Origin of the sequence: Parasphingopyxis sp. (assembly GCF_028279465.1) — a bacterium.
GTDB lineage: Bacteria > Pseudomonadota > Alphaproteobacteria > Sphingomonadales > Sphingomonadaceae > Parasphingopyxis.
Genome location: NZ_JANQNS010000019.1, coordinates 81,088 through 105,016, shown reverse-complemented (window position 1 = coordinate 105,016; position 23,929 = coordinate 81,088). Strand labels below are relative to the sequence as shown.

Here is a 23,929-nt window from a genome sequence, read left to right as displayed (position 1 = left end):
GTCCGCACGAACCGGTCGAGCCATTTGAGCTCCGTGTCGGAAAAGCCCGAATAGGCTTTGCCGACCGGATAGAGCTCTCCGTCATCCGTCCAGCAGCCGAAAGTATAGTCGGAATAGAAGCTCGAGCGTTTGCCCGAACCGCGCTGCGCATACATGATCACGCAGTCGGTGATCAGCGGATCGCGCTTCCATTTATACCAGAGCCCGATCTTGCGGCCCGCTAGATACTTGCTGTCCCGCCGCTTGAGCATGACGCCCTCGATCGCCGCATCGCGCGCGCCCTCGCGCAAGGCCGCCAGCGCTGCGAAATCATCGGCCTCGATCGTCGAGGAGAGATCGAACCGGTCGTCGGGCAGGCGCGGCATAAAGGCTTCGAGCCGCTCGCGCCGCTCCGTCCAGGGCAGGGCGCGGAGATCCTCGCCGCCGTCGAAGAGAATATCGTAGAGCCGGACAAAGGCCGGATAATCCGCCTGCATCTTTGCCGAGACATTCTTCCGCCCGAGCCGCTGCTGCAGCGCGTTGAAGCTCGCTGCCCCGCCCTCGGCGCCGCCTTGTGCCTCACCGCGGACCAGCAGCTCGCCGTCCAGCGCGCCGGTCTCGCGAAAAGCCTGGGCGATATCGGGAAAGCTGTGTGAGATATCATCGCCCGTGCGGCTGAACAGGCGTGTCTCGCCCGCGACATGGACGAGCTGGATACGAATGCCGTCCCATTTCCATTCGGCGGCGAACTCGTCCATCGACACCGTCGTCTCGCCCAGCGGATGCGCGAGCATGAAGGGCCGGAATACCGGAATGTCTTCGATGGAAGGTTGCGCGCCGTCCTCGGCCCATTCGAACAGTTCGGGGTAGGGCGGCTTCAGCCCGTGCCACACCTCCTCCACGGCTTCGACATCGAGATCGAAAGCCTGGGCGAAGGCGGTCTTGGCGAGCCGCGCCGAGACGCCGACGCGTAGACCGCCCATCGCCAGCTTGAGCAGCGCATAGCGGCCCGGCGGATCGAGGCGGTCGAGCATATCGGCGAGCGCGGCGGGCGCATCGGCGCGACCAAGTGCGAGCAGCCTTTCGATCACCGCCGCAAGACCCAGATCGGCGCCGTCGCCCTCTGCCGGTTCGCGCGCCGGCCAGATCAGCGACACCGTCTCGGCCGTATCGCCGACATAATCGCGACTCATCTTGAACAGGACGGGATCGACACGCTCGCTGACAATGGCGTTGACCGCCGCGCGTTTGACGCCGGGTATGTCGACTGCGCCGGTCAGCGCGGCCAGCGCCCAGCCCCGGTCCGGATCGGGCGTGGATCCCAGATAATCGCCGATCAGTCGCAATTTGGCGTTGCGCGATCGCGTATAGACGAGCCGGTCGAGAAGCTGGGCAAAACGGCGCATGACCGATCATATAGGACCGGCCGAACGCGATCCGCTAGGGCAGGGCTAGTCGATCCGCGTCAGCGTAAAGGTTTCCACCCGCGTTTCGTCGCCGCTGCGCAGCCGCAGATAGATATTCAGCCCGTCCTCGCCGACGCGCTCATAGGTCAGGCTGGAGAAATAGGCGGTGTCGCCCTCGATCGCGACGAGCGGGAATTCGACGGCCGATTCCGCGCTATTGTCCTCCCAGCCCGACAGATCCCGGTTGAAATGTTTGAGCCGCAGCACGAGCGAGCCGTCGCGCTCCACGAACTGTAGGATTTCATAGAATTGCAGTTCGCCGTTACTGCTCTGATGGAAGACGCCGGCCATCTGGCCGTTAACGGCGGGCAGCCACGCCTCATGACTCTCGCCACCCAGCCCCGTGCCCTGCCAACGCCCCTCAAGCCAGGCGATCTGATCCAGCGTGGCGGGCGGCGACGCGCCGTCGCCCAGCGATCGCACATTTTCGGCCAGCAGCGACGACGGCAGCAGCAGCGCCATCAGGACGATAAGCTTTTTCATGATCCACACTCCCCTCGGTCTTGTTTTTATACCTCACCTTTATGCTGGGGCTGCGGTCCGGGCAACGAAAAAGGGGCCAGTCCAACAGGACCAGCCCCTCGGTTCTCGGTGATCCGCCGGTTCAGGCGGCGCGGCCGGCTTCGAACAGGAACCAGGCGCGTTCTTCGGCCTGATCCGTCCAGTCGTCGAGTAAACCGTCGGTCGCATTGTCGCCGGCCGCCTCGGCTGCTGCCTTGGCTTCGCGTAGCGCTTCGACCAACTTCAGATTGTCTTCGCGCAGCTCGGTCAGCATATCGCCGGGGCTGACATAATCTTCGTCATTATCGGCGATCGTCTGGTGCCGCGCGATGTCGCCGATCGAACGCAGCGTCGTGCCGCCGGTCTTGCGCACGCGCTCGGCGATGTCGTCGGTCGTGGCGAGGATCGCGGCCGCCTGGTCGTCGAGCATCAAATGATAGTCGCGGAAATGCGGGCCCGAGACGTGCCAGTGGAAATTCTTCGTTTTCAGATACAGCGCATAGCTGTCCGCAAGAATGCGGTTCAACGCACTGGCGACGTCTCGCAGCTTGTTGTCGTTGAGATCGGTCGGTGTCGCGAGATTGGCTTCGCCCATGATTTGCCTCCTGTTGATATGCGTTTTCGATACTCGGTATCTTCAACGCTCATATAGGCATTCAGGTCCGTCAAAACCCGTGTCTTTTGGGGCAAATCTCTTTCTGGCAGTGATCGACTGATTAGATCAATGCAAAAACATTGATCGCAATAATCGATGATATGAACAGGAACAGCGCGCCAATGGTGCGGCGGATCAGCGTCAGGGGCAGTGTCTCGCGCAGCGCCGTGCCGAGCAGGATGGCGGGTGCGATGCCGATCATGACACCAAGGCTGGCGCCCGCGGCCGTAAAGTGCCAGCTCGGCGAGGTGCCGCCGAAACCGGCGGTGATGAACTGCGTCTTGTCGCCGAATTCGACGGTGAGAAAGGCGAAAAAGCTCGTCAGCACGGCGCCGAGATTCCAATAACCATCGGCATCCGGATCGGAAAATGGCAGAAAGGCCGCGACTCCGGCGAAGAGGAAACCAAGCCCGAGAAAGAGTTGGATCGCGTCCGGCGTGATCATCGCGGTGAGCAGCGACCCGCCGAATGCGGCCAGGCTCATATGCACGATTATGGCCGCGCCGACGCCGATGAAGACCGGGATCGGCCGCGCAAAGCGGGCCGCCAGCAGCATCGCGAGAATCTGGGTCTTGTCTCCCCATTCGGCGAGCGCCGCGGCGAGCAGGGGAAGGAAAAATATGTCCATCGCGGGGCTGGTCTAGCCGGTGAGGCGCACCGAAATCGCCGCGAGCATCGCATCGCGCGCCTTGTCGCTATCCGCTTCGATACAGCCGGTCGCCAGTTTGAGCTGGTCAAAATAGAGGCCGAAGGCGGTCGCGTTGCGGTTGCGGGCGATGGACCGTTCGAACGCATGAGCGATGCCCTCTAGCGCGACGAGGCGATGGGCGACGGCCTGTGCGCGGATCTCGTCGATGGCTTCATGCAGCGCGGGCAGCGTCATCGACCGGCAATCGCGTTCGAGCTGTTCGATCTGCGCGTAAAGATCGGCGCCGATCGGCATCTGTGCGTCATTGTGAAGCTGCATCGCTATCGCTCCTTTATGTCCCGAAGCCCTTTCTGCGCCCTTATGGTTATCCAATCGTTAACGGGATTGGATTTCGGCGTGCTGAGCAGGCGGTCGGGTGCCGTGCTTCATCCGCTCTTTCGCGCCTGATTCATCACGAAAACCGCCCGATCGCCTTGACAATCGCGCCTCTTGCGGGCAGATGGCCGCGCTTCGGGCAGACGATGGCAGAATCTCCATCCGCGCGCCCCCGACATCGATTTTGTTGAAAAGGTAAGGGTCATGGCCAAACCGGCGACCGTGAAAATCAAACTTGTCAGCTCGGAAGGTACGGGCTTCTTCTACGTAACGAAGAAGAATCCGCGCAACCTGACGGAAAAGATGGTGATGCGGAAATATGATCCGATCGCGCGCAAGCATGTCGAGTTCAAGGAAGCCAAGATCAAATAGGCTTGCCTTCCCGGCGAACCCTGTCGGCGCTCAGATCGGTATTCAGGCCAGCGTTTTCACTTCCTCGATAAATTTGACGACCGATATCGGCTTGGAGACGTAGCTCTCCGCGCCCGCTTCGCGTATCCGCTCTTCGTCGCCCTTGGCCGCATAGGCGGTGACGGCCATGATCGGAATCGTCTTCAGCCCGGCATCGCTTTTGAGCGCGCCGATCAGGTCGAGCCCGCTGACATGCGGCATCTGGATATCCATGATAATCAGGTCCGGCGCTTTCGCCTTGGCCGTTGCCAGCGCCTCGCGGCCGTCGCTCAGCGGTTCGGGCTCATAATCATGCGCGCGCAGCAGATCGCAGAAAAGTTTTCGGTTGAGGTCGTTATCCTCGACAACCAGCACCTTTTTCGCCACGTCCCACCCCGATCGATTGTTCGGGAAAATGTCTAGGCGATGACGCAGGGCGATACAAACGCAGATAGCGATGCTGCAGCGCTGGCCCTGCGCGCGCTGGCCTGGACGCTGGGCGAGGAAGATCGGGCGCAGCGACTGCTTGCGCTGACCGGGCTGACCGCCGATCATCTGCGCGGCGCGCTCGGCGAACCAGCGACGCTGGCCGCGATCCTGCGCTTCCTCGAAGCCCATGAACCCGATCTCGTCGCTTGCGCGGAGGCCATCGGATCGCCACCTGAGGCGCTGGTAACGGCCCGAAGGAAACTGGAAGTATGAACCGTCCGCTCGTCATCTGCGATTGCGACGAGGTGCTACTGCACATGGTCAGCCATTTCGGCGACTGGCTGGATGAGGCGCATGATCTCGACTTCGTGCTCGAGGGCGGTAACTTCATCGATGCGGTCCGCCCGCGCGACGGCAGTCCGCCATTGCAGGGTGAGGAAATCTGGCCGCTGCTCAACGGCTTTTTCGATACTGAGATGCACCGCCAGACGATCGTTCCGGGAGCGAGCGAGGCATTGGTCTCGATTTCCGAATATGCCGAGGTCGTCATCCTGACAAACCTACAGGACGAGTTTCGCACCGCGCGCGCCAAACAGCTCCGCCGCTTCGGGATCGAATTCCCGGTCCACACCAACCAGGGCGGTAAGGGCGACAAGGTCGAACAATTGCTGGCCGACCATGATCCTTCGGTCGCCTTATTCGTCGACGATCTGGGCGTGCATCATGAGTCGGTCGCACGGACCGCGCCGGGCGTATGGCGGCTGCACATGATCGCCGAGCCATCGCTCGCGCCGAACGTGCCGCCCGCCGACCATGCCCATGCGCGGATCGACGACTGGCACGAGGCCCGGCACTGGATTATCGATCGGATTACGGAAGGAGAATCGGCATGAGCGGCACCATCGAAGCGCGGCTGGCCGAAATCGGCGTGACGCTGCCCAAGCCGGCAGCGCCCGTTGCCGCCTATGTGTCCGCCGTCGAGCAGAACGGTTTCTTGCACATTTCCGGCCAGTTGCCGTTCGACGATGCCGGCGAACTGATGCGCGGCCGGCTTGGCGAGGATCGCGACATTGCATTCGGCCAGCTGGCGGCGCGCGCCTGCGCTATGATGCTGGTCGCCCAGATGAAGGCCGCGCTTGGCGATCTCGACCGGGTCGAACGGATCGTAAAGCTCGGCGTGTTCGTGAACTCCGATCCCCGCTTCACCGATCAGGCGCAGGTCGCGAACGGTGCGTCGGAATTCATGCAGGAGATATTCGGCGAATCGGGTCGCCATGCGCGCAGCGCGGTCGGCGTGCCGGTGCTGCCATTGGGTGTTGCGGTCGAGATCGACGCGATCGTTGCGGTGACCGATGGCTGATCTTGGCTTCCTCACGCGCACGCCGCATGCCCATCGCGGGCTGCACGGGCCGGACGTGGTGGAGAATAGCCGTGCGGCGTTCGAGGCGGCCATCGCTGCTGGCCATGGTGTCGAAACCGATGTCCAGGTCAGCAAGGATGGCGTCGCGATGGTGTTCCACGATTACGAGCTGGATCGCCTGACGCGAAAATCTGGCCCGGTCATCGAGCGCAAGGCCGCGAAGCTCCAAAAGATAAAGTTCAAGGACAGTGACGAGACGATCCCGCGCCTGACCGAGATGCTGGCGCTGATCGACGGCCGCGCGCCGATACTGATCGAACTCAAGGCGAAGAGTCGCAAGGTGAAGAAGCTGTGCCGCTCGGTGGCCGAAGCGCTGGCCGACTATGACGGCGAGGCGGCGGTCATGTCGTTCAACCCCGAAGTCGGTCGCTGGTTCGCGCGCAATGCGCCCGACATCGTGCGTGGCCTTGTGATTACCGAGCATGACGAGATCGCGCTTGCGGCCCGGCTGAAAGGCGCGATGCAGCGGTCGCTCTCCGTGTTTCGGGCCGAACCGCATTTCCTCGCCTATGACATCCGCGACCTGCCTTCGGCTTTCGCTGATTCATTGCGTGAGAAGGGCGTGCCCGTAGTCACCTGGACGGTGCGGACAGAGGGCGAACGGGCCTGCGCGGCCGAGGGCGCCGACCAGATCATCTACGAGAATCCATGAGCGAGGGCGATCCCGAACCGCTTGTCGCGCGGATCGCCGATGGCGTCCGGTCGCTGGACGCCGCCCAATGGGATGCCTGTGCGGGCGAAGACAATCCGTTTCTCAGCCACGCTTTCCTCTCCATCCTCGAAGAATCGGGCAGCGTCGCGCCGGGCACGGGCTGGCAGGCGCTGCCGGTGTCGATTGCGGGTGCGGATGGAACGCTCGACGCCGTCGCGCCCGCCTATGCCAAGGGCCATAGCCAGGGCGAATATGTGTTCGACCATGCCTGGGCCGACGCCTGGGAGCGGGCGGGCGGACGCTATTATCCCAAGCTGCAAGTCGCGGTGCCGTTTACGCCGGTGCCAGGGCGGCGGCTGCTGGCGAAAGATACGGGCCGCATTCCGGCGCTGATCGCGGCGCTCGAAACCATCACGCGCGACAATGGCATGTCGTCGGCCCACGCGACCTTCATCACCGAAGACGAGATCATCTGGTTCAAAAATGCCGGCTGGCTGATCCGCGAGGGCACCCAGTTTCACTGGGAAAATGACGGCTATGCCGATTTCGACGCGTTTCTCGGCGCGCTCTCCTCGCGCAAACGCAAGACGATCCGCAAGGAACGACGGCGGGCCGTCGAAGGGCTGGAGATCGAGCATGTCACCGGCGCCGATCTCACCGAAGACCATTGGGATATTTTCTGGGATTTCTACCAGGATACCGGCATGCGCAAATGGGGGCGGCCATATCTGACGCGCGCCTTCTTCTCGCTGCTCGGCGAGCGGATGGGCGAGCGGACGCTGCTGATGATCGCCCGGCGCGACGGCGCACCAATCGCGGGCGCGCTTAACCTGATCGGCGCGGATACGCTCTATGGCCGCTATTGGGGCTGCCTCGCCGACGTGCCGTTCCTGCATTTCGAACTCTGCTATTATCAGGCGATCGACGTTGCGATTGCGCGCGGGCTGAAACGGGTGGAGGCCGGAGCGCAGGGCTCACACAAGCTCGCGCGCGGCTATCGCCCCGTCGCGACCTGGTCCGCCCATTATTTCCCGGATGTCGGTTTCCGCAACGCTGTTTCGGATTTCCTCGCCGCCGAACGCCATGCTGTCGAACGCGAAATCGCATTTCTCGGCGAAATGACCCCGTTCCGGAAAGACGGTTAGTCGAAGCCGGTTGCGGTTCGCAGCGGCCACTATGGCGGGTCGCGCCGCGATATGCTTTACGGTCCGGCAAACGGAAAATGGGGATGCCAATGTTCAAGCGATTTTTTGCGGCCGTTCTGCTGTTCTTCGCCGCACCCGCATTGGCGATGCAGGATACGGGTCCGGAACGCATTTTCACCGGCGCGGATCTGTTCTCGCTCGAAATCGCGGCCGATCCGCAGATCAGCCCGGACGGGCGCTGGGTCGCCTATGTTCGTCGCTCGGGCGATATCACGACAGACCGGTTCCGGCCGACCATCTGGATGATCGATACGCGCTCGGGCGATCAGATGCCGATTGCCGCCGGGCCGGGCTCTCATAGCAGCCCGCGCTGGTCGCCGGACGGCAGCCGCCTCGCCTATATCTCATCGGCCGAGGGTGGAGCCTCGCAGCTCTTCGTGCGCTGGATGGCAAGCGGGGAAGCGGTGCGACTCACGGGTCTTGCGAACGCGCCCGGCAGCATCGCATGGTCGCCGGATGGCAGCCGGATAGCCTATGACATGCTAGTTCCCGGCGCGCCGGAGCAAATCGGATCGGCGCCCGATACGCCCGAGGGCGCGGAATGGGCCGAGCCGCTCGAAGTGACGAGCGCGATCCGCTACCGGGCCGACGGGGCCGGCTATCTCCAGCCCGGATACAGCCAGATCTTTGTCATTCCCGCCGATGGCGGCGCGGCGCGGCAATTGAGTTTCGGCGATTTCCACCATGGCGGCCCGCTATCTTGGACGGCGGATGGCGGGACGATCCTGTTCAGCGGCAACCGGTCAGCGGACTGGGAGCTCGATCCGATCGAGAGCGAAATCTATACGCTCGACGTCGCGACGAGTACGATCAGCGCGCTCACGGATCGCGACGGGCCGGACTTTAGCCCCATCGTTTCCCCGGACGGGCGCTATATCGCTTGGCTCGGTTTTGACGATCAGCGGCTCGGCTATCACAATACGCTCTTGCATGTGATGAACCGCGACGGATCGAACCGGCGCGTGCTCACCGGATCGCTTGACCGCAGCGTCGATGCGGCGACCTGGTCGGCCGACAGCCGGTCTATCTATATCGCCTATGACGATCTCGGCGAGACGAAGGTCGCGCGCGTCTCTCTGTCCGGCGGCATCCGCACGGTCGCTGAAGGGCTGACCGGTGCGACGCTCGACCGGCCCTATTCGGGCGGCGCGTTCAGCGTGTCGGACAATGGCACGCTGGTGATTACGGGCGGCCCGGCGACTCGCCCGGCGGACGTGGTGCTCGTGCGCGGCGGCAACAGCCGGCAATTGACGCGGCTCAATGCGAATCTGCTCGAAACCAAGACGATGGGCGAAGTCCGCCGCGTCGAGACGACGTCTTCGGTGGACGGGCGCAGGATCGAATCCTGGCTGACGCTGCCGCCGACCCATGTCGAGGGCCAACGCCACCCGCTGATCCTCGAAATCCATGGCGGGCCGTTCGCCGCCTATGGCCCGCATTTCTCGACCGACAATCAGCTCTATGCCGCGGCCGGCTATGCCGTGCTGTCGGTCAACCCGCGCGGCTCGACCTCCTATGGTGCCGAATTCGCGAACCTCATCCACCATGCCTATCCGGGCGACGATTATCATGACCTGATGAGCGCCGTGGATGGCGTGATCGCCGATGGCTATGTCGATCCGGATCAACTGTTCGTGACCGGCGGTTCGGGTGGCGGGGTGCTGACGTCCTGGATCGTCGGCAACACCAACCGTTTCCGTGCCGCCGCGACCCAAAAACCCGTGATCAACTGGACGACCCAGGCGCTGGTTTCCGACATTCCGGTCTTCGTCGCCCAATATTGGTTCGGCGCATTGCCATGGGAGGATCAGCAATCCTATTGGGCGCGCTCGCCGCTATCGCTCGTTGGCAATGTCGAAACGCCGACTCTGGTGCTGGTCGGCGGCGAGGATGAGCGGACCCCAGTCAGCGAGGCGGAGCAATATTATATGGCGCTGCGGATGGAAGGTGTGCCGACGACGCTGATCCGCGTGCCGGGTGCCAGCCATAGCGGCCTCACCGCCCGCCCGTCGCAAAGCGCGGCCAAGGCGTCGGCGATATTGGCGTGGTTTAACCGTTATCGGACGGGCGAGGCCGACTGACCGGCTTGGGCCCCTAAACCTCCGCTAATGCCTGTGTGAAGTCGGCGATCAGGTCGTCAGCATCTTCCACGCCGATAGAGATACGCACGAGGTTATCGGTGATACCGAGCGCGGCCTTGCGTTCGTCGGGCACGGACAGGTGCGTCATCGCCGCCGGGTGGCTGGCCAGCGTCTCGGTGCCGCCGAGGCTGACGGCGAGCTTGGCGATCTTCATGGCGTCGAGGAAGCGGAAGCTCGCCTCTTCGCCGCCCTTGATGAACAGCGAGAATGTTGAGCCGGCACCCGTACAGTGGCGATCATAGATATCGCGCTGGCTTGTGCCTTCCTCAAGAAATCCGAGATAGCCGACGCCTTCGACTTTGGGATGATCGCGCAGGAATTCGCAGACCTTTTCGGCATTCTCGCCGGCCCGTGTCATGCGCAGTTCGACCGTTTCGAGGCTGCGGAGCAGCATCCAGGCGGTGTTGGGATCGGTGATCGTGCCGATTGTGTTGCGCATCGCGCGGATCGGATCGAGATGCGCCTTGGATCCCATCACGCCGCCCGCGACGAGATCGCTATGCCCGCCGACATATTTAGTGAGGCTGTAGATGGTGATGTCCGCGCCATGCTTGAGCGGCTGCTGCCACAAGGGTCCGAGGAACGTGTTGTCCATCGCGATCGGCGGGCCGTCTGCGCCAAAGGCCGTGTCGCGCGCCTCTTTCACCATCTCGATATCGACGAGCGCATTGGTCGGGTTGGCCGGGCTTTCGAGATAGACGATCGCGACCTTGCCCGATCCCGTCGTCATGCTCTTGGCTTTTTCGAGGATCGCATCGACCTCTTCGCGGCTGGCGCCGGCGGGAAAATCGAGAAAGGTAATGCCGAACCGGCCGAGCACCCGGTTGATCAAGGTTTCGGTCGCCGCATAGAGCGGGCCGGAATGGACGACGACGTCGCCCTGATGGACGTTGGCGAGCAGCACGGTGGCGATGGCCGACATGCCGCTCGAAAAGACGAGCGCTTCCTCGGCCTCTTCCCAGACCGAGAGCCGGTCTTCGCAGATTTCCTGGTTCGGCCCGTTGAAGCGCGAATAGACAAGGCCCTCTGCGCCGCCCGGGCGCTTGCCGGTAATCCCCTCGAAATGCCGCTTGCCGGCCGCGGCGTTCTCGAATGCAAAGGTCGAGGTGAGGAAGATGGGCGGCTTGAGCGAGCCTTCGGAGAGCACGGGATCGAAGCCATGGCCCATCATCAGCGTGGCGGGTTTCAGCTTGCGGTTGCCGATCTTCTCGATCTCGGGCTTGGGCTTGCGGCGCGGGGTCGTGCCGGTGAGGTCGCGCGGATTGGTTTCGGGTCCGTCGGTCATGCGGAGTGGCCTTCCAGTTTACGCTCCCAGGAAGGCAGGAGCTCGGTTTTCGGGCGGTCGGGGCCCGGGCGCCTAACCTCCGCAGGCGCGCATCTCCCTCAACCGGCCATAGCGACTACGCCCCATGTCACGAGGACGATCATCGGTATACCGCAAATATCGAGCAGAAATCCGGATTTCAACATGCTCGGCAGCGCGATGTGATTGGAGGCCCAGGCGATGGCGTTGGGCCCGGTGCCCGATGGCAGCATGAAGCCCCAGCTCGCCGCCATCGCGGCAGGCATGGCGAGCAGCATCGGGTCCGCCCCGGTCGCCACGATCAGCGCGGCGACGACCGGGATGACGGCGCTGGCGGTCGCGACATTGGAGGCGAATTCGGTGACGAGCACGACGAGTGCGGTGACGGCCAGCGCGATGATAATGACGTCCACTGCCTGAAGCGGCTCCAGCGCCTCGCCTAGCCAGCCGCCGAGCCCGGACGCCATGATGCCCGAGGCGAGCGCGAGGCCGCCGCCGAACAGCATGATCACGTCCCATGGTGCGCGATTGGCTTCCGGCCAGTTGAGCATCGGCCGTCCGCTGCCGTCGGGCAGCACGAAGAGCAGCAACCCGCCGAGAATAGCGATCGTGCCGTCATGGATCGCGCCGTCGGGCAGGTAATCCTTGATCAGGGGCAGTGCGACCCAGCCCGCGACCACGAGCATGATCACCGGCATCAGCCGCTTCTCCGCGCCTGACCATTCTCCAGGATCGCCGATGGCGGCTTGCGCGGACGCCGTATCGAATGCCGCCCGGCCGACGCGCTGCATGCGGATAAGGATGAACAGGCATAGCGGGATGCCGATAGCGACCACCGGCAGGCCGAACATCGCCCAGGTCAGGAAATCGATTTCCGTTCCGATGGTGCGGTTCATGAGGCCCGCGGCGATGGCGTTGGTCGGCGAACCGACGAGCGTCCCGATCCCGCCGATCGATGCCGAAAAGGCGATCCCCATGAGCAGCGCGCCCGCGAACCCTTTCGTCTCGCCCTCTGCCACGCCGCCCGCCGCCAGTACGGCGATGGCAATCGGTACCATGATCAAAGTCGTCGAGGTGTTGGATACGATCATCGAGAGGATCGCCGTCGCGGCCATGAAGGCGAAGAGCAGGCCCCAAGCCGTCTTCCCCGCGCGTCCGATAATCGCGAGCGCGAGGCGGCGATGGAGCCCGGTGCGCTCGATGGCCAGCGCAAGAAACGCGCCGCCCAGGATCAGGAACAATATCGGCGAATAATAGGCGCTCGCTACCTCGCCGGTGGTCATCACACCCATAAAAGGGAGGCTAACGAAGGGCAGCAGCGCAGTAGCCGTCAGCGGCAGCGCCTCGGTCATCCACCAACTCGCCATGAGAACGACCAGTGCGGTCACGCGCCACGCTTCGACGGGCATGCCGCTGGGCGCCGGAAGCATCAGTAGGATCGTAAACAGCGTCAGGCCGCCGAAAAATCCCGCTCGTTTCGCTGTCATCCGGCCCTCCGTCGTCGATCGCCTACCATTGTTCATGCCGTTCGCAAAAGCGCGAACGGCACAGGCTTACAGCGCGATCACCGACAATTGCCGGCCATAATCGGGTTCGTTCCGGTGCGTCGCGCGGCGATAGCTGAAGAAACGGTCCTCATCGGCATAGGTGTCGAGGCTCAGCGCTTCGACCGTTTGCACGCCGGTAAAGGCGAGCCAAGCCGCGACATAAGCTTCGAGATCGAAATAATGATGGCCGGGCGCGCCGTCGCGAAAATATTGCTCATTCTCGGGTTCGATGGTTTCGAAGCGCTTGCGGAAATCATCGTCCACTTCATAAGAACCGCGCCCGATACACGGGCCGATTGCCGCCGCGATCCGGCTCCGCTCGGCGCCCAGTTCCTCCATTGCATCGACGACCGATTTGGCGACACCCGTCATTGCGCCTTTCCAGCCGGCATGCGCTGCGCCGATCACGCCGGCATGCTTGTCGGCAAGCAGGATCGGTGCGCAATCGGCGGTCAATATGCCGAGCGCGAGGCCCGGTTTATCGGTGACCATCGCATCGGCCTCGGGCCGGTCATCGTCCGGGAAGGCATGGGTCACATGGACCGCATCGGACGAATGGACCTGATGCAGCGTCACCAGTGTCGCATCGGGCGCAACGGCTTCGACGGCGCGCCGCCGATTCGTATCGACATCCGATTTGATATCGTCCGATCCCAGCCCGACATTCAGGCTTTCGTAGATACCCGCGGATGCGCCGCCCGTGCGCGTCAGAAAGCCATGGGCGACGCCATCGAGCGCCTCGGCGCGAACGACTTCGATTTTTGCGGCCATGAATCTCCTGCCCGCTATGGATCGGGCCGGTCTTCTTAGCGGCGTTTCCCGCCGTTGCAACGCGCGGATTCAGAAAGCGGCGGGTGCGGGCCAGTCCGGACCGATCATCGCCAGCGCCTTGAAAAGCGTGCCCATTTCATCGGGCCGGGTCAGGCGATCGCGGGCCGCGACGAGTTCCGCCTGCCGATGCGGGGCGGCTTTGACCAGCGCCGCCGTCCGCGCGCCGATGCCGAGCGATTCGAGCCATTGGCCCTGCCCGATCGGACCGTGGACGGTTGCGCCTGCCGAGCGTCCGATCGTTTCCAATACGGCAAAATTCACATGGGCCGTCAGATCGCGTTCGCCCGGTTCGGCGAAGATATCGGCATGCGCATGGCGCGATACGGCCTGCAGCGTGTCGCCCGTCGCGAGTCCCTCATAGCCATAATCGACGATCAGTGCGCCGCCGCCCTGTTTGGCGATGCGTTCGGCCAGCGCGCGGGCGGCGCTTTCGATGGCCGGCGAGGTCTCGATCAAGCTGCCCTCTGGCGCGTCGCGCAATGGTTCGGGCACGAGATCGTCGAGGGCGGGGCCGGATGTGACGGGCGTGAAATTCCCGTCCCGGTAATCGACCATCACCTCATGCCATCCGCCATCGGTGCGCATCACCTGCCGGATCGGCAGCGCATCGAAAAACTCGTTGGCGACGACCAGCAATGGGCCCAATTCAGGGAGGCTGTCGATATCGTCATGCCAGCGCGCGGTGGGGAGGCGCGTCGCCTGATTTTGCCGGAGCACAGGGCTCGTTTCGATCAGATGGATCGGCGGCTCGAACCGCGCGGCGCGCATGGCCCTCAGGGCGTCCTCGGCTAGCGTGCCGCGACCAGGGCCAAGTTCCACATAGTGCGCGTTCTGTGACGATCCTGCGCGCGTCCAGAGATCGGCGAGCCACAGCCCGGCCAGCTCGCCGAACATCTGGCTGATCTCGGGCGCGGTCACGAAATCGCCGTCCGCGCCCAGCGGGTCGCGCGTTGCATAATAATGCGCATTGGCCTCGGCCATATATTGCGCGAGCGAGATCGGCCCGTTGGCGGCGATCAGCCTTGTCAGCCGTTCGGCGAGCGGTTTGGCCTCAGTCGGCATCTGCCGCGGGCACGGGCTTGACGGTTTCGGCGCGGCCTTTTGCGGTCGCGATCAGCCAGATGCCGGCGATCAGCATCGGGATCGTGAGCCATTGCCCCATGGAGAGACCGAGGCTGAGCAGACCGAGATGGTCGTCGGGCTGGCGGAAGAACTCGACGATGAACCGCGCGGCGCCAAGGCTCGTCAGGAACGCGCCGACCAGCATGCCTGGGTAGCGGCGCGCATCCGTCTTCCAGAACAGGAACCAGAACAGCAAAAAAATGCCTATTCCCTCGAGCCCGGCCTGATAGAGCTGGCTCGGGTGCCGGGGCGGACCCAGCACGGCATTGCCATTCTGCACCTCCACGAAACGCATCGCCCAGGACACCGTCGTTTCGCGACCCCATAACTCGCCGTTTACGAAGTTCGCCATGCGTCCGAAAAATATGCCGAAGGGGATCGTACAGGCGACATAATCATGGATGCGCAGCCAGCTCAGATTGTTCCGGCGGGCCATGAAGAGGATAGCAAGGCTGACCCCGATCACCCCGCCATGGAAGGACATCCCGCCGTCCCAGACCCGGATGATATCGGCCGGATTTTCCAGATATTCCATAGGCTTGTAGAAGATCACATAGCCGAGCCGCCCGCCGAGCAGGATGCCGAGCGTTGCGTAGAAGACGAGATCGTCGGCATGGCGCTTGGCCATCGGCGCGCCGGGCTGGGCGATCAGCTTGAGCAGATACCACCAGCCGACGATGATGCCCGCAATATAGGCGAGGCTGTACCATCTGAGCTGGAAGAAACCGAGGTCGAGCGCGATCGGTGAAAGCCCGAGATCCTCGAACCTCAGATAGTCGTTCGTCAGTGTCGGTGTTGCGGCGAGTATCGGTGCCAGAAAGTCCAAGGCTTTCCCCCTTGCGTTTTTGCCCTCATAATGGTGGCGGACGAAAACGGAAAGCGCCGTCGGCAATCGGCGCGGGAGAGAGTAAAATGGCAACCCAGGCACCCGAAGTGGAAGCACCGGCCAAATCCTTTACCCGGATGCAGGACGGCAAGCCCGAACATTGGATGGTGATCGCGAAAGAGCATCAGGATCACTATAAGAGCGATGCGCCCAAGCGCATTCTCAAGCATCTCGAAGATTTGGGCGAACTGACGCTCGGCTTCGGTTGCGATCAACTCCAGCACAGCCTGATGACGGCGACGCTCGCCCGGCGCTCCGGCGCGAGCGACGAGGAAGTCGTGGCCGCGCTCTGCCACGATATCGGCAAGACGATGTCGGTGCCCAATCATGGCGCGATCGCCGCGGAAATCCTGAAACCCTATGTGAGCGACGATCTCTACAACGTGATCAAATATCACCAGGATTTCCAAGGCGCCTATTATTACAACTATCTTGGGCGGTCGACGACGCTGCGCGAGGATCACAAGGACAAAAGCTGGTATCCGCTCGCTTGCAAGCTCGTCGACGAATGGGACGCTCCGGCTTTCGATCCCGATTTCGAGGTGGATAGTCTGGAGAGCTTCGAACCCGAAATCATGCGGGTCTTCGGCACACCGAAAATGATGTGACGCAGATCGGACTGCATCGTGCGAGGCTCCGGCAGTCTCGGCGATGATCAAGGGGGTAGCAGTATGTCCAACTTTGCCATTGCCGTCAGTTGCGCAGCAGGCCTCTTAATGCTCGCCGCGTGCCAGACCACCCCTACGGCCGCGCAGCTTGAGCGCGGCTATGTCACCGATTTCGCCAGCTGCGCCGCGGCCGGCAATCCGGTCGTCCGGGGCTATCCGCGCCGCTGCCTGCATAACGGGCAATATTTTATAGAGGATAGCTGACATAGCGACCGAAGCGCCGGTCGGCGGGGATATAGCCTCGCCAGTTGCCGCCCGGCCTGCGGCGCATCACGGTGAAGGCGGCGCGATGGGCAAGACCGGCTTTGCCTGGGCGATCTTCGAATGGGCGCGCAATCCCTATTATATCCTGATCGTCATCTACATCTTCGCGCCCTATTTCGCGCGCGATATCGTCGGCGCGGATATATTGGCGAGCGGCGAACTGGACGGGATGGACGCCGAAACCGCGCAGCAGACGGCCAATGCCCGGGGGCAGGCGGCCATCGCCTCCGTCACCAAATGGGCCGGGCTGATCGCCGCGCTGACCGCGCCCTTTCTCGGCGCCGCGCTCGATCGCGGTGGGCGGCGCAAGCCGATCCTCGCCGTCATGCTCGGCACGATCGCCGTCATGTCCTGGCTGCTCTGGTATGCGATTCCGGGCGAGGAGGGCCTGCCGACCGGTATGGTGATGGCGATCCTCGTCGTCGCCTATGTCAGCTACACCTATTCCGAGGTGACCCATAATTCGATGCTGCCGGCGGCCGGGCGGCCCGAAGCGCTGCCGATGATCAGCGGGCTGGGCCTCGGTCTCGGCAATCTCGCGGCGACGCTGATGTTCATCGCGCTGGTCGGGCTGTTCGCGCTGCCCGGGTCCATCGGCTGGCCGTTTGCCGAGCCGCAATTCGGCTTCGATCTGGAGCGCTACGAGCATATGCGCATTGCCGGCCCGCTATGCGCCGTCTGGCTCGCGCTCTTCGCCATTCCATTCTTTGCCTACGCCAAGGATCCGGGGCGGCCCGGCGCAAGCTGGACGATGGCGACGATCGATGGCGCAAAGAGCGTCGTACGGACCGTGCGTGAGGCGGCGAAATATGCGCAGCTGATGAAATTCCTGATCGCTCGGATGTTCTACGCCGATGCCATGGCGGCTTTGCTCGCGCTCGGTGCGGTCTATGTCTCGCTGTTCCTCGGCTGGGGATTTCTGGAAATGACCGGCTATGCGATTTTCGCGTCGGCCTGGGCCTTCCTCGGCGGGCTGGTTGGCGGCTGGCTCGACAATAAGGTCGGCGTGAAGATGGCGCTGATTATCGAGATTCTCGGCATGGTCGCGGTGCTTGCGCTGCAGCTTTCAGTCACCAACGAGACGCTCTTCTTCGGCTTGGTCGACAATTATCAGGTCTGGGAGGGGCTCGTATTTCAGGACTTGTCCGATCTCGTTTATCTCGGTCTTGCCGCCGTGCTGGCAGTGACCGCGACGGCGAGCATCTCCTCAAGCCGCACGATGCTGGTGACGCTGGCGCCGCCCGGCCGCGCCGGCGAGTTTTTCGGGCTGTACGCTATTGCCGGTACGATAACGGTGTGGCTCGGCCCGCTGCTCGTCCAGGTCTTCACGACGGCGTTCAACAGCCAGCGGATCGGCATGGCATCGATCGCCATACTCTTCGCCATCGGCCTCGCATTTCTGGCCTTTGTGAAAGTCGAGGCGGCGCAAAAGGCGTGATCCCGCGCGGCCGTACCCGCGATGCGTAACCCGTTTCCTGCCCTGTTCTCCGGGGCGGCTAGCGTCATCGTGCGCCAGTCTCTACAGAGCCTTGCATGTCGGAGAAGTCCCGCTTTGGAATCACGCGCCGCCGCGTCCTGATCGGGGGCGGGGTCGGTGCCGGCCTCGCTATCGCCTGGGCCGTCTGGCCGCGTCATTATGTCCATAACCTCATCGCCAATGAGGGCGAGACGATCTTCAACGCGTTCCTCAAGATTGGCGAGGACGGCAATGTGAGCGTCGTCGTGCCGCAGGCCGAGATGGGGCAGGGCGTCTGGACCGCGCTACCGCAGGCGCTGGCCGACGAATTGGGCGCGGACTGGCGCACGGTTGGGGTGGAAACGGCGCCGATCAATCCGCTCTACGCCAATGATTTTCTCGCGACAGGCGAATCCGCGGATGGGTTCTTCGGCTCGGTCGGGCAATGGGCGGTACGCGAATATGCGGTGCGCAACGCGCTGATGATCACGGGAGGATCGACCTCGGTACGCGGTTTCGAACAACGGTTCCGCGAGGCCGGAGCAGCCGCCCGCGCTGTGCTCTGCAAGGCGGCCGCCGCGCGCTGGGACGCGGATTGGGAGGCCTGCGATACGGCAGACGGTTTCGTGGTGCTGGGCGAGCAGCGCCTGCGCTTCGGCGAACTGGCCGCCGAGGCTGCCGACTATTCGCCGCCGGGCACGCTGACCTTGCGGCCACCGTCCGGCCGCCCGATCACCGGCCAGTCCATGCCGCGTATCGATCTCCCGTCGAAAGTCGACGGCTCGGCGCGTTATGCGGGCGATGTGCGCCTGCCCGAAATGGTCTTTGCGGCCGCGCGACAGGCGCCGTCCCGTCAGCATCGGCTCGCGGCGGTGAATCGGGACGCCGCCAATAATGTGTTCGGCGTTACCGCAATCGTTGAAAATCCCCGTTTCGCGGCCTGTGTCGCGACCAACTGGTGGGCCGCCAATCGCGGTGTCGAGGCGCTTGCGCCGGAATGGGAAAGCGAGCGCGATGGCGTCGTCGACGATGCGAGCATCGACACAGCGCTGCAGACGGCGCTCGACGGCGATGGCGGGCGCCGCTTTGTCAGCGAAGGCGATCTGTCGGCCGCGTTCGGTACATCGGGCGCCCATCGCGCGACCTATGATGTCGGCCTCGCGCCGCATGCGGCGATCGAACCGCTTACCGCCACCGCACGTGTCGAGGATGAACGTATCGAAGTCTGGGCGCCGACCCAGGCACCGGGCCTGATGCGCACGGCCGTCGCCGAAGCGATCGGCTATAGCGAGAATCAGGTGACCATCTATCCGATGCTCCTAGGCGGCGCGTTCGGGCGCAAGATCGAGCATGACGCTGCGGTGCAGGTCGCCATCATAGCGCGGCGGATGAATCGGCCGGTACAGCTGACCTGGTCGCGCGAGGAGGAAACACGCAGCGATTATTTCCGCCCCGCCGCGCGCGGGCGGCTGACCGCCAAGCTCGCGCCGGACAATTCGATAGCGGCCTGGCACAGCCGCATAGCCGTGCCGTCTACGAATAACCAGATGTTCGCGCGGATCATGCCGAATATGTTCATGGGCGATGTCGATGAACCGGAGGCCGGCGCGGTCGAAGGCGCGCGCCCGGCCTATGCCATCCCCAATATCGCGGTTGAACATATGCCTGTCGATATCGGCGTCGAAACCGGCATTTGGCGGTCCGTCGGGCATAGCTACACCGCCTTCTTCACCGAATGCTTTATCGACGAACTGGCGGTCAGGGCAGGCATCGAGCCCTTGTCTTTCCGCATCGCCATGCTCGGCGATGCGCCGCGGCTGGCCCGGTGCCTGACGATCGCGGCGACGCTGGGCGGCTGGGACGGCGGCGAACAGGGCGGCGGTATGGGGCTTGCCGCGCATAGCTCTTTCGGCAGCCATGTCGCGATCGTCGTCCGGCTCAGTATCGGCGACGATCAGCGCCCGGTGCTGCAGAATATTGCGGCGGCCGTGGATTGCGGCCGCATGGTCAATCCCGAGATCGTTCGTCAGCAGATCGAGGGCGGTATCATATTCGGCATGTCGCAGGCGTTGGGGCGCGCGATCGGCTATACCGATGACGAGCCGACCGCGATGAACTTCCCCGATCTCGGCTTGCCGGTCCTGGCCGATATTCCGGACATCGAGATTGAGCTGATCGACAGCGACGAGGAGCCGGGCGGCGTTGGCGAGATAGCCGTACCGCCGATCGCGCCGGCGATCGGCAACGCGATTTTTGCTGCAACCGGCCAACGGCTCCGCTCGATCCCCTTCGTCGTAGGCGGGGTGGCATGACCGAGAAACCCGATTTTCATCCGGATATCGCGCCGCCCAAGGTCGGTGTGCTGCTCGTCAATCTCGGCACGCCGGACGAGCCGACAGTCCCGGCCGTGCGGCGTTATCTCGCTGAATTTCTGTCCGACAAGCGGGTTATCGAAATTCCCGACATCATCTGGAAGCCGGTTCTTTATGGGCTGGTGCTGAGCACGCGGCCGCGCCGGTCCGCAGCCGCCTATGCAAAGGTCTGGATGGAGGAAGGCTCGCCGCTCGCAGTCTACACAAAGCAGCAGATGGAAGGATTGCAGCAGAGCCTCGGCGACACCGTGCATGTCAGCTATGCCATGCGCTACGGTCGGCCGGGCATCGGCTTCCGTCTCGAACAGATGAAGCAAATGGGGTGCGAGCGGATATTGCTCGCGCCACTCTATCCACAATATTGCGGCGCGACGACGGCGACCGCCGTCGACGAAGCGGGCGACGAGATTTCCGAGATGCGCTGGCAACCGGCGCTCCGGACATTGCCGCCCTATCATGACCACCCCGCCTATATCGATGCGCTGGCTGAGTCTGTACGTGCTGGTCTCGCGGCGCTCGATTTCGAGCCGCGGGCGCTGATCGCGAGTTTTCACGGCATGCCACGCCGGACGCTCGAGCTGGGCGATCCCTACCATTGCCAGTGCCAGAAAACGTCCCGCTTGCTGAGTGAAAAGCTGGGTCGGCCGCTATTCACCAGCTTCCAGTCCCGTTTCGGCAATGCGAAGTGGCTCGAACCGGCCACGGCTGATCTGCTTGAAGCCTTGCCCGAAAAGGACATTCGCAAGGTTGCGATTTTCGCGCCCGGCTTTTCGGTTGACTGCCTCGAAACGCTGGAAGAACTAGCGATGGAAGGACGCGATCAGTTTCGCGAGGCTGGCGGCACCGATTTCGCCTATATTCCCTGTCTTAACGCGAGCGAGCCGGGCATGAAGATGCTCGAAACGATTATCCGTCGCGAACTGTCCGGCTGGCTAGACTAGCCAGAGGCGGCGCGGAGCACTTTCGGTTTCGATTTCTCCGTCGGTTCCTTCAGGCGCTCGAGATCGAAATTACGGGCGAATTCGATGCCGATCCGTTCCTTGTCCGACCAGCGCACGGTGCTCTTGAACATCTGACCTTCGATAATCTCGATAAGGATGTCTGTGCCGTCTTCGATATCGCCGAGCCCTTCGATCATGGCGCCGGTCGCTGAGATGTTACGAATGACGCCTTTCCGGCTGCCGCCGTCAACTTCAAGATTGGCCGTCCGCAGAATCCGCCGGCGCGGGCTGCGGCTGGCGCGATGGCCTTGAGCCGTGGCGATACCCTTGTCGTCGCCCAGTTGTTTGAGCACGTCTTCATGCGCCATCGGCTTGCCGTAAATATAGCCCTGGATATGCGAGCAGCCGAGCTGTTTGACGAGTTCGATCTCGTCTTCCATTTCCACGCCTTCGGCGGTGGTTTCCATGTACAGCGTTTCGGCGAGCGAGACGATCGCCTTGATAATCGCCGCGTTGCGATTGCCGACGACGGCGGCGCCGCGGATGAAGGATTGGTCGATCTTGATCTTGTCGAACGGCGCGGTTTTCAGATAGCCGAGTGCTGAGTAACCGGTTCCGAAATCGTCGAGCGCGAGGCGTACGCCGATCCGTTTCAGCGTTTTGAACATGGTGATCGGATCGGCGCTTTCGTCGAGGAACACCGATTCTGTCAGTTCGAGTTCGAGCCGTTCGGGCGCGAGATTGGAATTCGCCAGGGCGCTCGTTACGACTTTCGGGAAATTTGGGTTGGCAAACTGGATCGGCGACACGTTCACGGCGACCCGCGCATTGCCCGGCCATTTGGCTGCATCCTCGCAGGATTTACGCAAAATCCACTCGCCGATCTGTTCGATCAGGCGGATATCCTCGGCCACGGGAACGAAATCCTCCGGCGAAATCGCGCCGCGGCTCGGATGGTTCCAGCGGACCAGCGCTTCATAACCGACGATCTTCTCGGTCGTCGTGCTGACCTGCGGCTGATAGGCGACATGGAGTTCGTCTTTGGACAGCGCGATGCGCAGATCGTCTTCGACCCGTTTGCGCTTCTTCGCGCCCGCATGCATTTCCGTTTCGTAGAAGCGATGGACGCCGCGTCCGTCGGCCTTCGCAGCATAGAGCGCCAGATCGGCATTACGAACCAGTTCCTCCGATGTCGTCCCGTTATACGGCGCGATCGCAACGCCAATGGAGCAACCGATCGTCAGCGTCACGCCGTCGATCATATAGGGTTGCGACAGCTCCGATATGATCCGTTGGGCCAGTTGGGCCGTTTTCTTGGGATGGGTATATTCCGGCAGTACGACCTCGAATTCGTCGCCGCCAAGCCGGCCAACCATACCGAGATCGCCGACGACGCGGAACAGGCGCTTCGACACCTGTTTCAACAATTCGTCGCCAACTGGGTGCCCCATGGTATCGTTGACGGCCTTGAACCGATCGAGATCGAGAAGGAACAAAGCAACCTCGTCCGACGTGTCCTCCTTGTCGCCCAGCGCTTTATCCAGGGCGAGCCGCATTTCCTGGCGATTGGCGAGACCGGTTAACGCATCGTACCGCGCCAACCGATTGGCTTCTGCCTCGGACCGGCGTTTTTCGGTAAGATCGGTGCCGCTACCGGCATAGCCGCGGAATTGGCCGATCTGGTCGATGATCGGGCGGCCCGAGATCGACCACCACAATTCTTCGTCGTCGAAATTCGCCTGAACCGTTACGTCTGTGAATGCGCTGCGTGTTGACAGATGGAAACCCAAAGTACGCTCGCCGTCCAGCGAACCACCGTCAGTACGGATCAGAGAGGTAAAGGGTTTGCCGATCAGTTCATGACCCGGACGGCTGAGCGCGCTGACCAGCCGGGGCGACAGATAGACCAGCGTGCCGCTACGATCGGTTTCCCAGAACCAGCCATTGCCATTGGCTTCGAATTCTTCGAGCAGCCGGTTCGCGCGCAGCGCCTTGCGGTCGGTCTTTTCGCGCATCGCGCTTTCGCGAATATCGAATCCGGCATTAACGAGACTCGCGATCCAGAAGCACATGAAGATCACGATACTGACGACCACGATCTGATAATCGCCCGAATGTGCGGCCCCGGTAATGATTGTCGAACCGAAGAACATGAGCGCGGTCGCCTGCAAGGGCATCAGCGCCGTGAGCATGAGGATCGCGCTGAGGCTCAATGCGACGAAGCACACCCAACCCGTCATCGTATCCATCAGCGGTGCGATCTGCCAGCTCAGCAAGGCCAGACTCGCGCCCAATATGACGCCGACCGGCAAGGAGGACAGAATGACCAGATGCGGCTTGGCGCGTTTGAAGATGCGGCTGCGGCTGACCAGCAACATGGTGAGGCTGAAACCGAAGAGTATGCCGGCGTAAATGCCCGCCGGCGCGGCAAGATGATAGGCGCCGCCAGCGATTGTAACGGTCAATGTAACGGCTATGGCCGCCAGCTGAGCGTAGATGGCCGCCGGCCACAGGGCGGTGGCCCGTTGCACCTTGCGCAACTGGTTTTCGATTTCGAACGGACTCTCGGAGGCGGCAAGCCCGAGGCTTACCGCCCAGCTCGGCCGCCGATTATCTTCGGTTTCGCTGACGATCGTTCGCAAATCCATGGGCTTGAGGTAACGAATATTGGTGACCT

General features: G+C 62.9%; 24 protein-coding genes. 12 read left to right on the top strand and 12 right to left on the bottom strand.

Going from position 1 to position 23,929, the window contains the following annotated elements; genetic code table 11:
• The 5 genes from Q0974_RS15900 to Q0974_RS15880 form a co-directional block, all read right to left on the bottom strand.
• Window positions 1-1,385, bottom strand: a 1,385-nt coding sequence (locus Q0974_RS15900) for a cisplatin damage response ATP-dependent DNA ligase (protein WP_299329598.1), incomplete at its 3' end; no start/stop codon positions are given.
• Window positions 1,386-1,430: 45 nt separating this feature from the next.
• Window positions 1,431-1,928: a DUF6265 family protein gene (locus Q0974_RS15895; RefSeq protein WP_299329597.1), complete on the bottom strand. Its 498-nt coding sequence runs from the start codon at window positions 1,926-1,928 to the stop codon at window positions 1,431-1,433.
• Window positions 1,929-2,049: 121 nt separating this feature from the next.
• Window positions 2,050-2,541 (bottom strand): DNA starvation/stationary phase protection protein, encoded by a 492-nt coding sequence (locus Q0974_RS15890; RefSeq protein WP_299329596.1) that lies wholly within the window; start codon window positions 2,539-2,541, stop codon window positions 2,050-2,052.
• Window positions 2,542-2,662: 121 nt separating this feature from the next.
• A complete protein-coding gene (locus tag Q0974_RS15885) occupies window positions 2,663-3,229 on the bottom strand; it encodes a TMEM165/GDT1 family protein (protein WP_299329595.1) in 567 nt (188 codons plus the stop codon).
• 12 nt (window positions 3,230-3,241) lie between these two features.
• Window positions 3,242-3,568 carry a hypothetical protein gene (locus Q0974_RS15880; RefSeq protein WP_299329594.1) on the bottom strand — a complete coding sequence of 109 codons (327 nt, stop codon included), beginning with the start codon at window positions 3,566-3,568 and terminating at the stop codon, window positions 3,242-3,244.
• Window positions 3,569-3,829: 261 nt separating this feature from the next.
• On the opposite strand from Q0974_RS15880, the gene rpmG reads away from it, so the two are divergent.
• Window positions 3,830-3,997 carry a 50S ribosomal protein L33 gene (rpmG, locus tag Q0974_RS15875; protein WP_299329593.1) on the top strand — a complete coding sequence of 56 codons (168 nt, stop codon included), beginning with the start codon at window positions 3,830-3,832 and terminating at the stop codon, window positions 3,995-3,997.
• A 42-nt stretch (window positions 3,998-4,039) separates the two neighbouring features.
• On the opposite strand, the gene Q0974_RS15870 is transcribed toward rpmG, so the two are convergent.
• On the bottom strand, window positions 4,040-4,402 hold the full coding sequence (locus tag Q0974_RS15870) for a response regulator (protein ID WP_299329592.1): 363 nt from the start codon (window positions 4,400-4,402) through the stop codon (window positions 4,040-4,042).
• 39 nt (window positions 4,403-4,441) lie between these two features.
• Here Q0974_RS15870 and Q0974_RS15865 point away from each other — a divergent pair, with 39 nt between their 5' ends.
• From Q0974_RS15865 to Q0974_RS15840, 6 genes are all read left to right on the top strand, one after another.
• Window positions 4,442-4,717, top strand: coding sequence for a DUF3572 family protein (locus Q0974_RS15865; protein ID WP_299329591.1), 276 nt, complete (start codon window positions 4,442-4,444; stop codon window positions 4,715-4,717).
• Window positions 4,714-5,337 (top strand): HAD family hydrolase, encoded by a 624-nt coding sequence (locus Q0974_RS15860; RefSeq protein WP_299329590.1) that lies wholly within the window; start codon window positions 4,714-4,716, stop codon window positions 5,335-5,337. Before Q0974_RS15865 ends, Q0974_RS15860 begins: the two co-directional genes overlap by 4 nt.
• Window positions 5,334-5,804 (top strand): RidA family protein, encoded by a 471-nt coding sequence (locus Q0974_RS15855; protein WP_299329589.1) that lies wholly within the window; start codon window positions 5,334-5,336, stop codon window positions 5,802-5,804. Before Q0974_RS15860 ends, Q0974_RS15855 begins: the two co-directional genes overlap by 4 nt.
• Window positions 5,797-6,516, top strand: coding sequence for a glycerophosphodiester phosphodiesterase family protein (locus Q0974_RS15850; protein ID WP_299329588.1), 720 nt, complete (start codon window positions 5,797-5,799; stop codon window positions 6,514-6,516). Before Q0974_RS15855 ends, Q0974_RS15850 begins: the two co-directional genes overlap by 8 nt.
• Entirely contained in the window at window positions 6,513-7,661 is a 1,149-nt protein-coding gene (locus Q0974_RS15845) for a GNAT family N-acetyltransferase (protein ID WP_299329587.1), read from the top strand. Before Q0974_RS15850 ends, Q0974_RS15845 begins: the two co-directional genes overlap by 4 nt.
• A 146-nt stretch (window positions 7,662-7,807) precedes the next feature.
• On the top strand, window positions 7,808-9,802 hold the full coding sequence (locus tag Q0974_RS15840) for a S9 family peptidase (protein ID WP_299329600.1): 1,995 nt from the start codon (window positions 7,808-7,810) through the stop codon (window positions 9,800-9,802).
• A gap of 13 nt (window positions 9,803-9,815) precedes the next feature.
• On the opposite strand, the gene Q0974_RS15835 is transcribed toward Q0974_RS15840, so the two are convergent.
• From Q0974_RS15835 to lgt, 5 genes are all read right to left on the bottom strand, one after another.
• Entirely contained in the window at window positions 9,816-11,147 is a 1,332-nt protein-coding gene (locus Q0974_RS15835) for a cystathionine gamma-synthase family protein (RefSeq protein ID WP_299329586.1), read from the bottom strand.
• Between the two features lie 98 nt (window positions 11,148-11,245).
• Window positions 11,246-12,652 (bottom strand): DASS family sodium-coupled anion symporter, encoded by a 1,407-nt coding sequence (locus tag Q0974_RS15830; RefSeq protein WP_299329584.1) that lies wholly within the window; start codon window positions 12,650-12,652, stop codon window positions 11,246-11,248.
• 66 nt (window positions 12,653-12,718) lie between these two features.
• Window positions 12,719-13,483, bottom strand: coding sequence for a peptidoglycan editing factor PgeF (pgeF, locus tag Q0974_RS15825; RefSeq protein WP_299329582.1), 765 nt, complete (start codon window positions 13,481-13,483; stop codon window positions 12,719-12,721).
• A 69-nt stretch (window positions 13,484-13,552) separates the two neighbouring features.
• Window positions 13,553-14,605 carry an SAM-dependent methyltransferase gene (locus Q0974_RS15820; protein ID WP_299329581.1) on the bottom strand — a complete coding sequence of 351 codons (1,053 nt, stop codon included), beginning with the start codon at window positions 14,603-14,605 and terminating at the stop codon, window positions 13,553-13,555.
• Entirely contained in the window at window positions 14,595-15,473 is an 879-nt protein-coding gene (gene lgt / locus Q0974_RS15815; RefSeq protein WP_299329599.1) for a prolipoprotein diacylglyceryl transferase, read from the bottom strand. The genes Q0974_RS15820 and lgt overlap by 11 nt, the downstream gene beginning before the upstream one ends.
• 104 nt (window positions 15,474-15,577) lie before the next feature.
• Between lgt and Q0974_RS15810 the strand changes: the two genes are divergently transcribed.
• The 5 genes from Q0974_RS15810 to hemH all read left to right on the top strand — a co-directional run bounded on the left by Q0974_RS15810 (window position 15,578) and on the right by hemH (window position 21,252).
• Entirely contained in the window at window positions 15,578-16,159 is a 582-nt protein-coding gene (locus Q0974_RS15810; RefSeq protein ID WP_299329579.1) for an HD domain-containing protein, read from the top strand.
• 63 nt (window positions 16,160-16,222) lie between these two features.
• Window positions 16,223-16,423 carry a hypothetical protein gene (locus Q0974_RS15805; RefSeq protein WP_299329577.1) on the top strand — a complete coding sequence of 67 codons (201 nt, stop codon included), beginning with the start codon at window positions 16,223-16,225 and terminating at the stop codon, window positions 16,421-16,423.
• 85 nt (window positions 16,424-16,508) lie between these two features.
• Window positions 16,509-17,921 (top strand): MFS transporter, encoded by a 1,413-nt coding sequence (locus tag Q0974_RS15800; RefSeq protein ID WP_299329575.1) that lies wholly within the window; start codon window positions 16,509-16,511, stop codon window positions 17,919-17,921.
• Window positions 17,922-18,016: 95 nt separating this feature from the next.
• Window positions 18,017-20,251 (top strand): molybdopterin cofactor-binding domain-containing protein, encoded by a 2,235-nt coding sequence (locus Q0974_RS15795; RefSeq protein ID WP_299329573.1) that lies wholly within the window; start codon window positions 18,017-18,019, stop codon window positions 20,249-20,251.
• On the top strand, window positions 20,248-21,252 hold the full coding sequence (hemH, locus tag Q0974_RS15790; RefSeq protein ID WP_299329572.1) for a ferrochelatase: 1,005 nt from the start codon (window positions 20,248-20,250) through the stop codon (window positions 21,250-21,252). Before Q0974_RS15795 ends, hemH begins: the two co-directional genes overlap by 4 nt.
• Here hemH and Q0974_RS15785 read toward each other — a convergent pair.
• Complete coding sequence (locus Q0974_RS15785; protein WP_299329571.1) at window positions 21,249-23,900, bottom strand: EAL domain-containing protein; 2,652 nt, start codon at window positions 23,898-23,900, stop codon at window positions 21,249-21,251. The genes hemH and Q0974_RS15785 overlap by 4 nt on opposite strands.
• Window positions 23,901-23,929 lie beyond the last annotated feature (29 nt).

Coding starts and splice junctions, on each gene's coding strand:
- Q0974_RS15895 (WP_299329597.1), bottom strand. CDS start 1,928: ATGAAAAAGCTTATCGTCCTGATGGCGCTGCTGCTGCCGTCGTCGCTG.
- Q0974_RS15890 (WP_299329596.1), bottom strand. CDS start 2,541: ATGGGCGAAGCCAATCTCGCGACACCGACCGATCTCAACGACAACAAG.
- Q0974_RS15885 (WP_299329595.1), bottom strand. CDS start 3,229: ATGGACATATTTTTCCTTCCCCTGCTCGCCGCGGCGCTCGCCGAATGG.
- Q0974_RS15880 (WP_299329594.1), bottom strand. CDS start 3,568: ATGCAGCTTCACAATGACGCACAGATGCCGATCGGCGCCGATCTTTAC.
- rpmG (WP_299329593.1), top strand. CDS start 3,830: ATGGCCAAACCGGCGACCGTGAAAATCAAACTTGTCAGCTCGGAAGGT.
- Q0974_RS15865 (WP_299329591.1), top strand. CDS start 4,442: ATGACGCAGGGCGATACAAACGCAGATAGCGATGCTGCAGCGCTGGCC.
- Q0974_RS15860 (WP_299329590.1), top strand. CDS start 4,714: ATGAACCGTCCGCTCGTCATCTGCGATTGCGACGAGGTGCTACTGCAC.
- Q0974_RS15855 (WP_299329589.1), top strand. CDS start 5,334: ATGAGCGGCACCATCGAAGCGCGGCTGGCCGAAATCGGCGTGACGCTG.
- Q0974_RS15850 (WP_299329588.1), top strand. CDS start 5,797: ATGGCTGATCTTGGCTTCCTCACGCGCACGCCGCATGCCCATCGCGGG.
- Q0974_RS15845 (WP_299329587.1), top strand. CDS start 6,513: ATGAGCGAGGGCGATCCCGAACCGCTTGTCGCGCGGATCGCCGATGGC.
- Q0974_RS15840 (WP_299329600.1), top strand. CDS start 7,808: ATGCAGGATACGGGTCCGGAACGCATTTTCACCGGCGCGGATCTGTTC.
- Q0974_RS15835 (WP_299329586.1), bottom strand. CDS start 11,147: ATGACCGACGGACCCGAAACCAATCCGCGCGACCTCACCGGCACGACC.
- Q0974_RS15830 (WP_299329584.1), bottom strand. CDS start 12,652: ATGACAGCGAAACGAGCGGGATTTTTCGGCGGCCTGACGCTGTTTACG.
- pgeF (WP_299329582.1), bottom strand. CDS start 13,483: ATGGCCGCAAAAATCGAAGTCGTTCGCGCCGAGGCGCTCGATGGCGTC.
- Q0974_RS15820 (WP_299329581.1), bottom strand. CDS start 14,605: ATGCCGACTGAGGCCAAACCGCTCGCCGAACGGCTGACAAGGCTGATC.
- Q0974_RS15810 (WP_299329579.1), top strand. CDS start 15,578: ATGGCAACCCAGGCACCCGAAGTGGAAGCACCGGCCAAATCCTTTACC.
- Q0974_RS15805 (WP_299329577.1), top strand. CDS start 16,223: ATGTCCAACTTTGCCATTGCCGTCAGTTGCGCAGCAGGCCTCTTAATG.
- Q0974_RS15800 (WP_299329575.1), top strand. CDS start 16,509: ATGGGCAAGACCGGCTTTGCCTGGGCGATCTTCGAATGGGCGCGCAAT.
- Q0974_RS15795 (WP_299329573.1), top strand. CDS start 18,017: ATGTCGGAGAAGTCCCGCTTTGGAATCACGCGCCGCCGCGTCCTGATC.
- hemH (WP_299329572.1), top strand. CDS start 20,248: ATGACCGAGAAACCCGATTTTCATCCGGATATCGCGCCGCCCAAGGTC.
- Q0974_RS15785 (WP_299329571.1), bottom strand. CDS start 23,900: ATGGATTTGCGAACGATCGTCAGCGAAACCGAAGATAATCGGCGGCCG.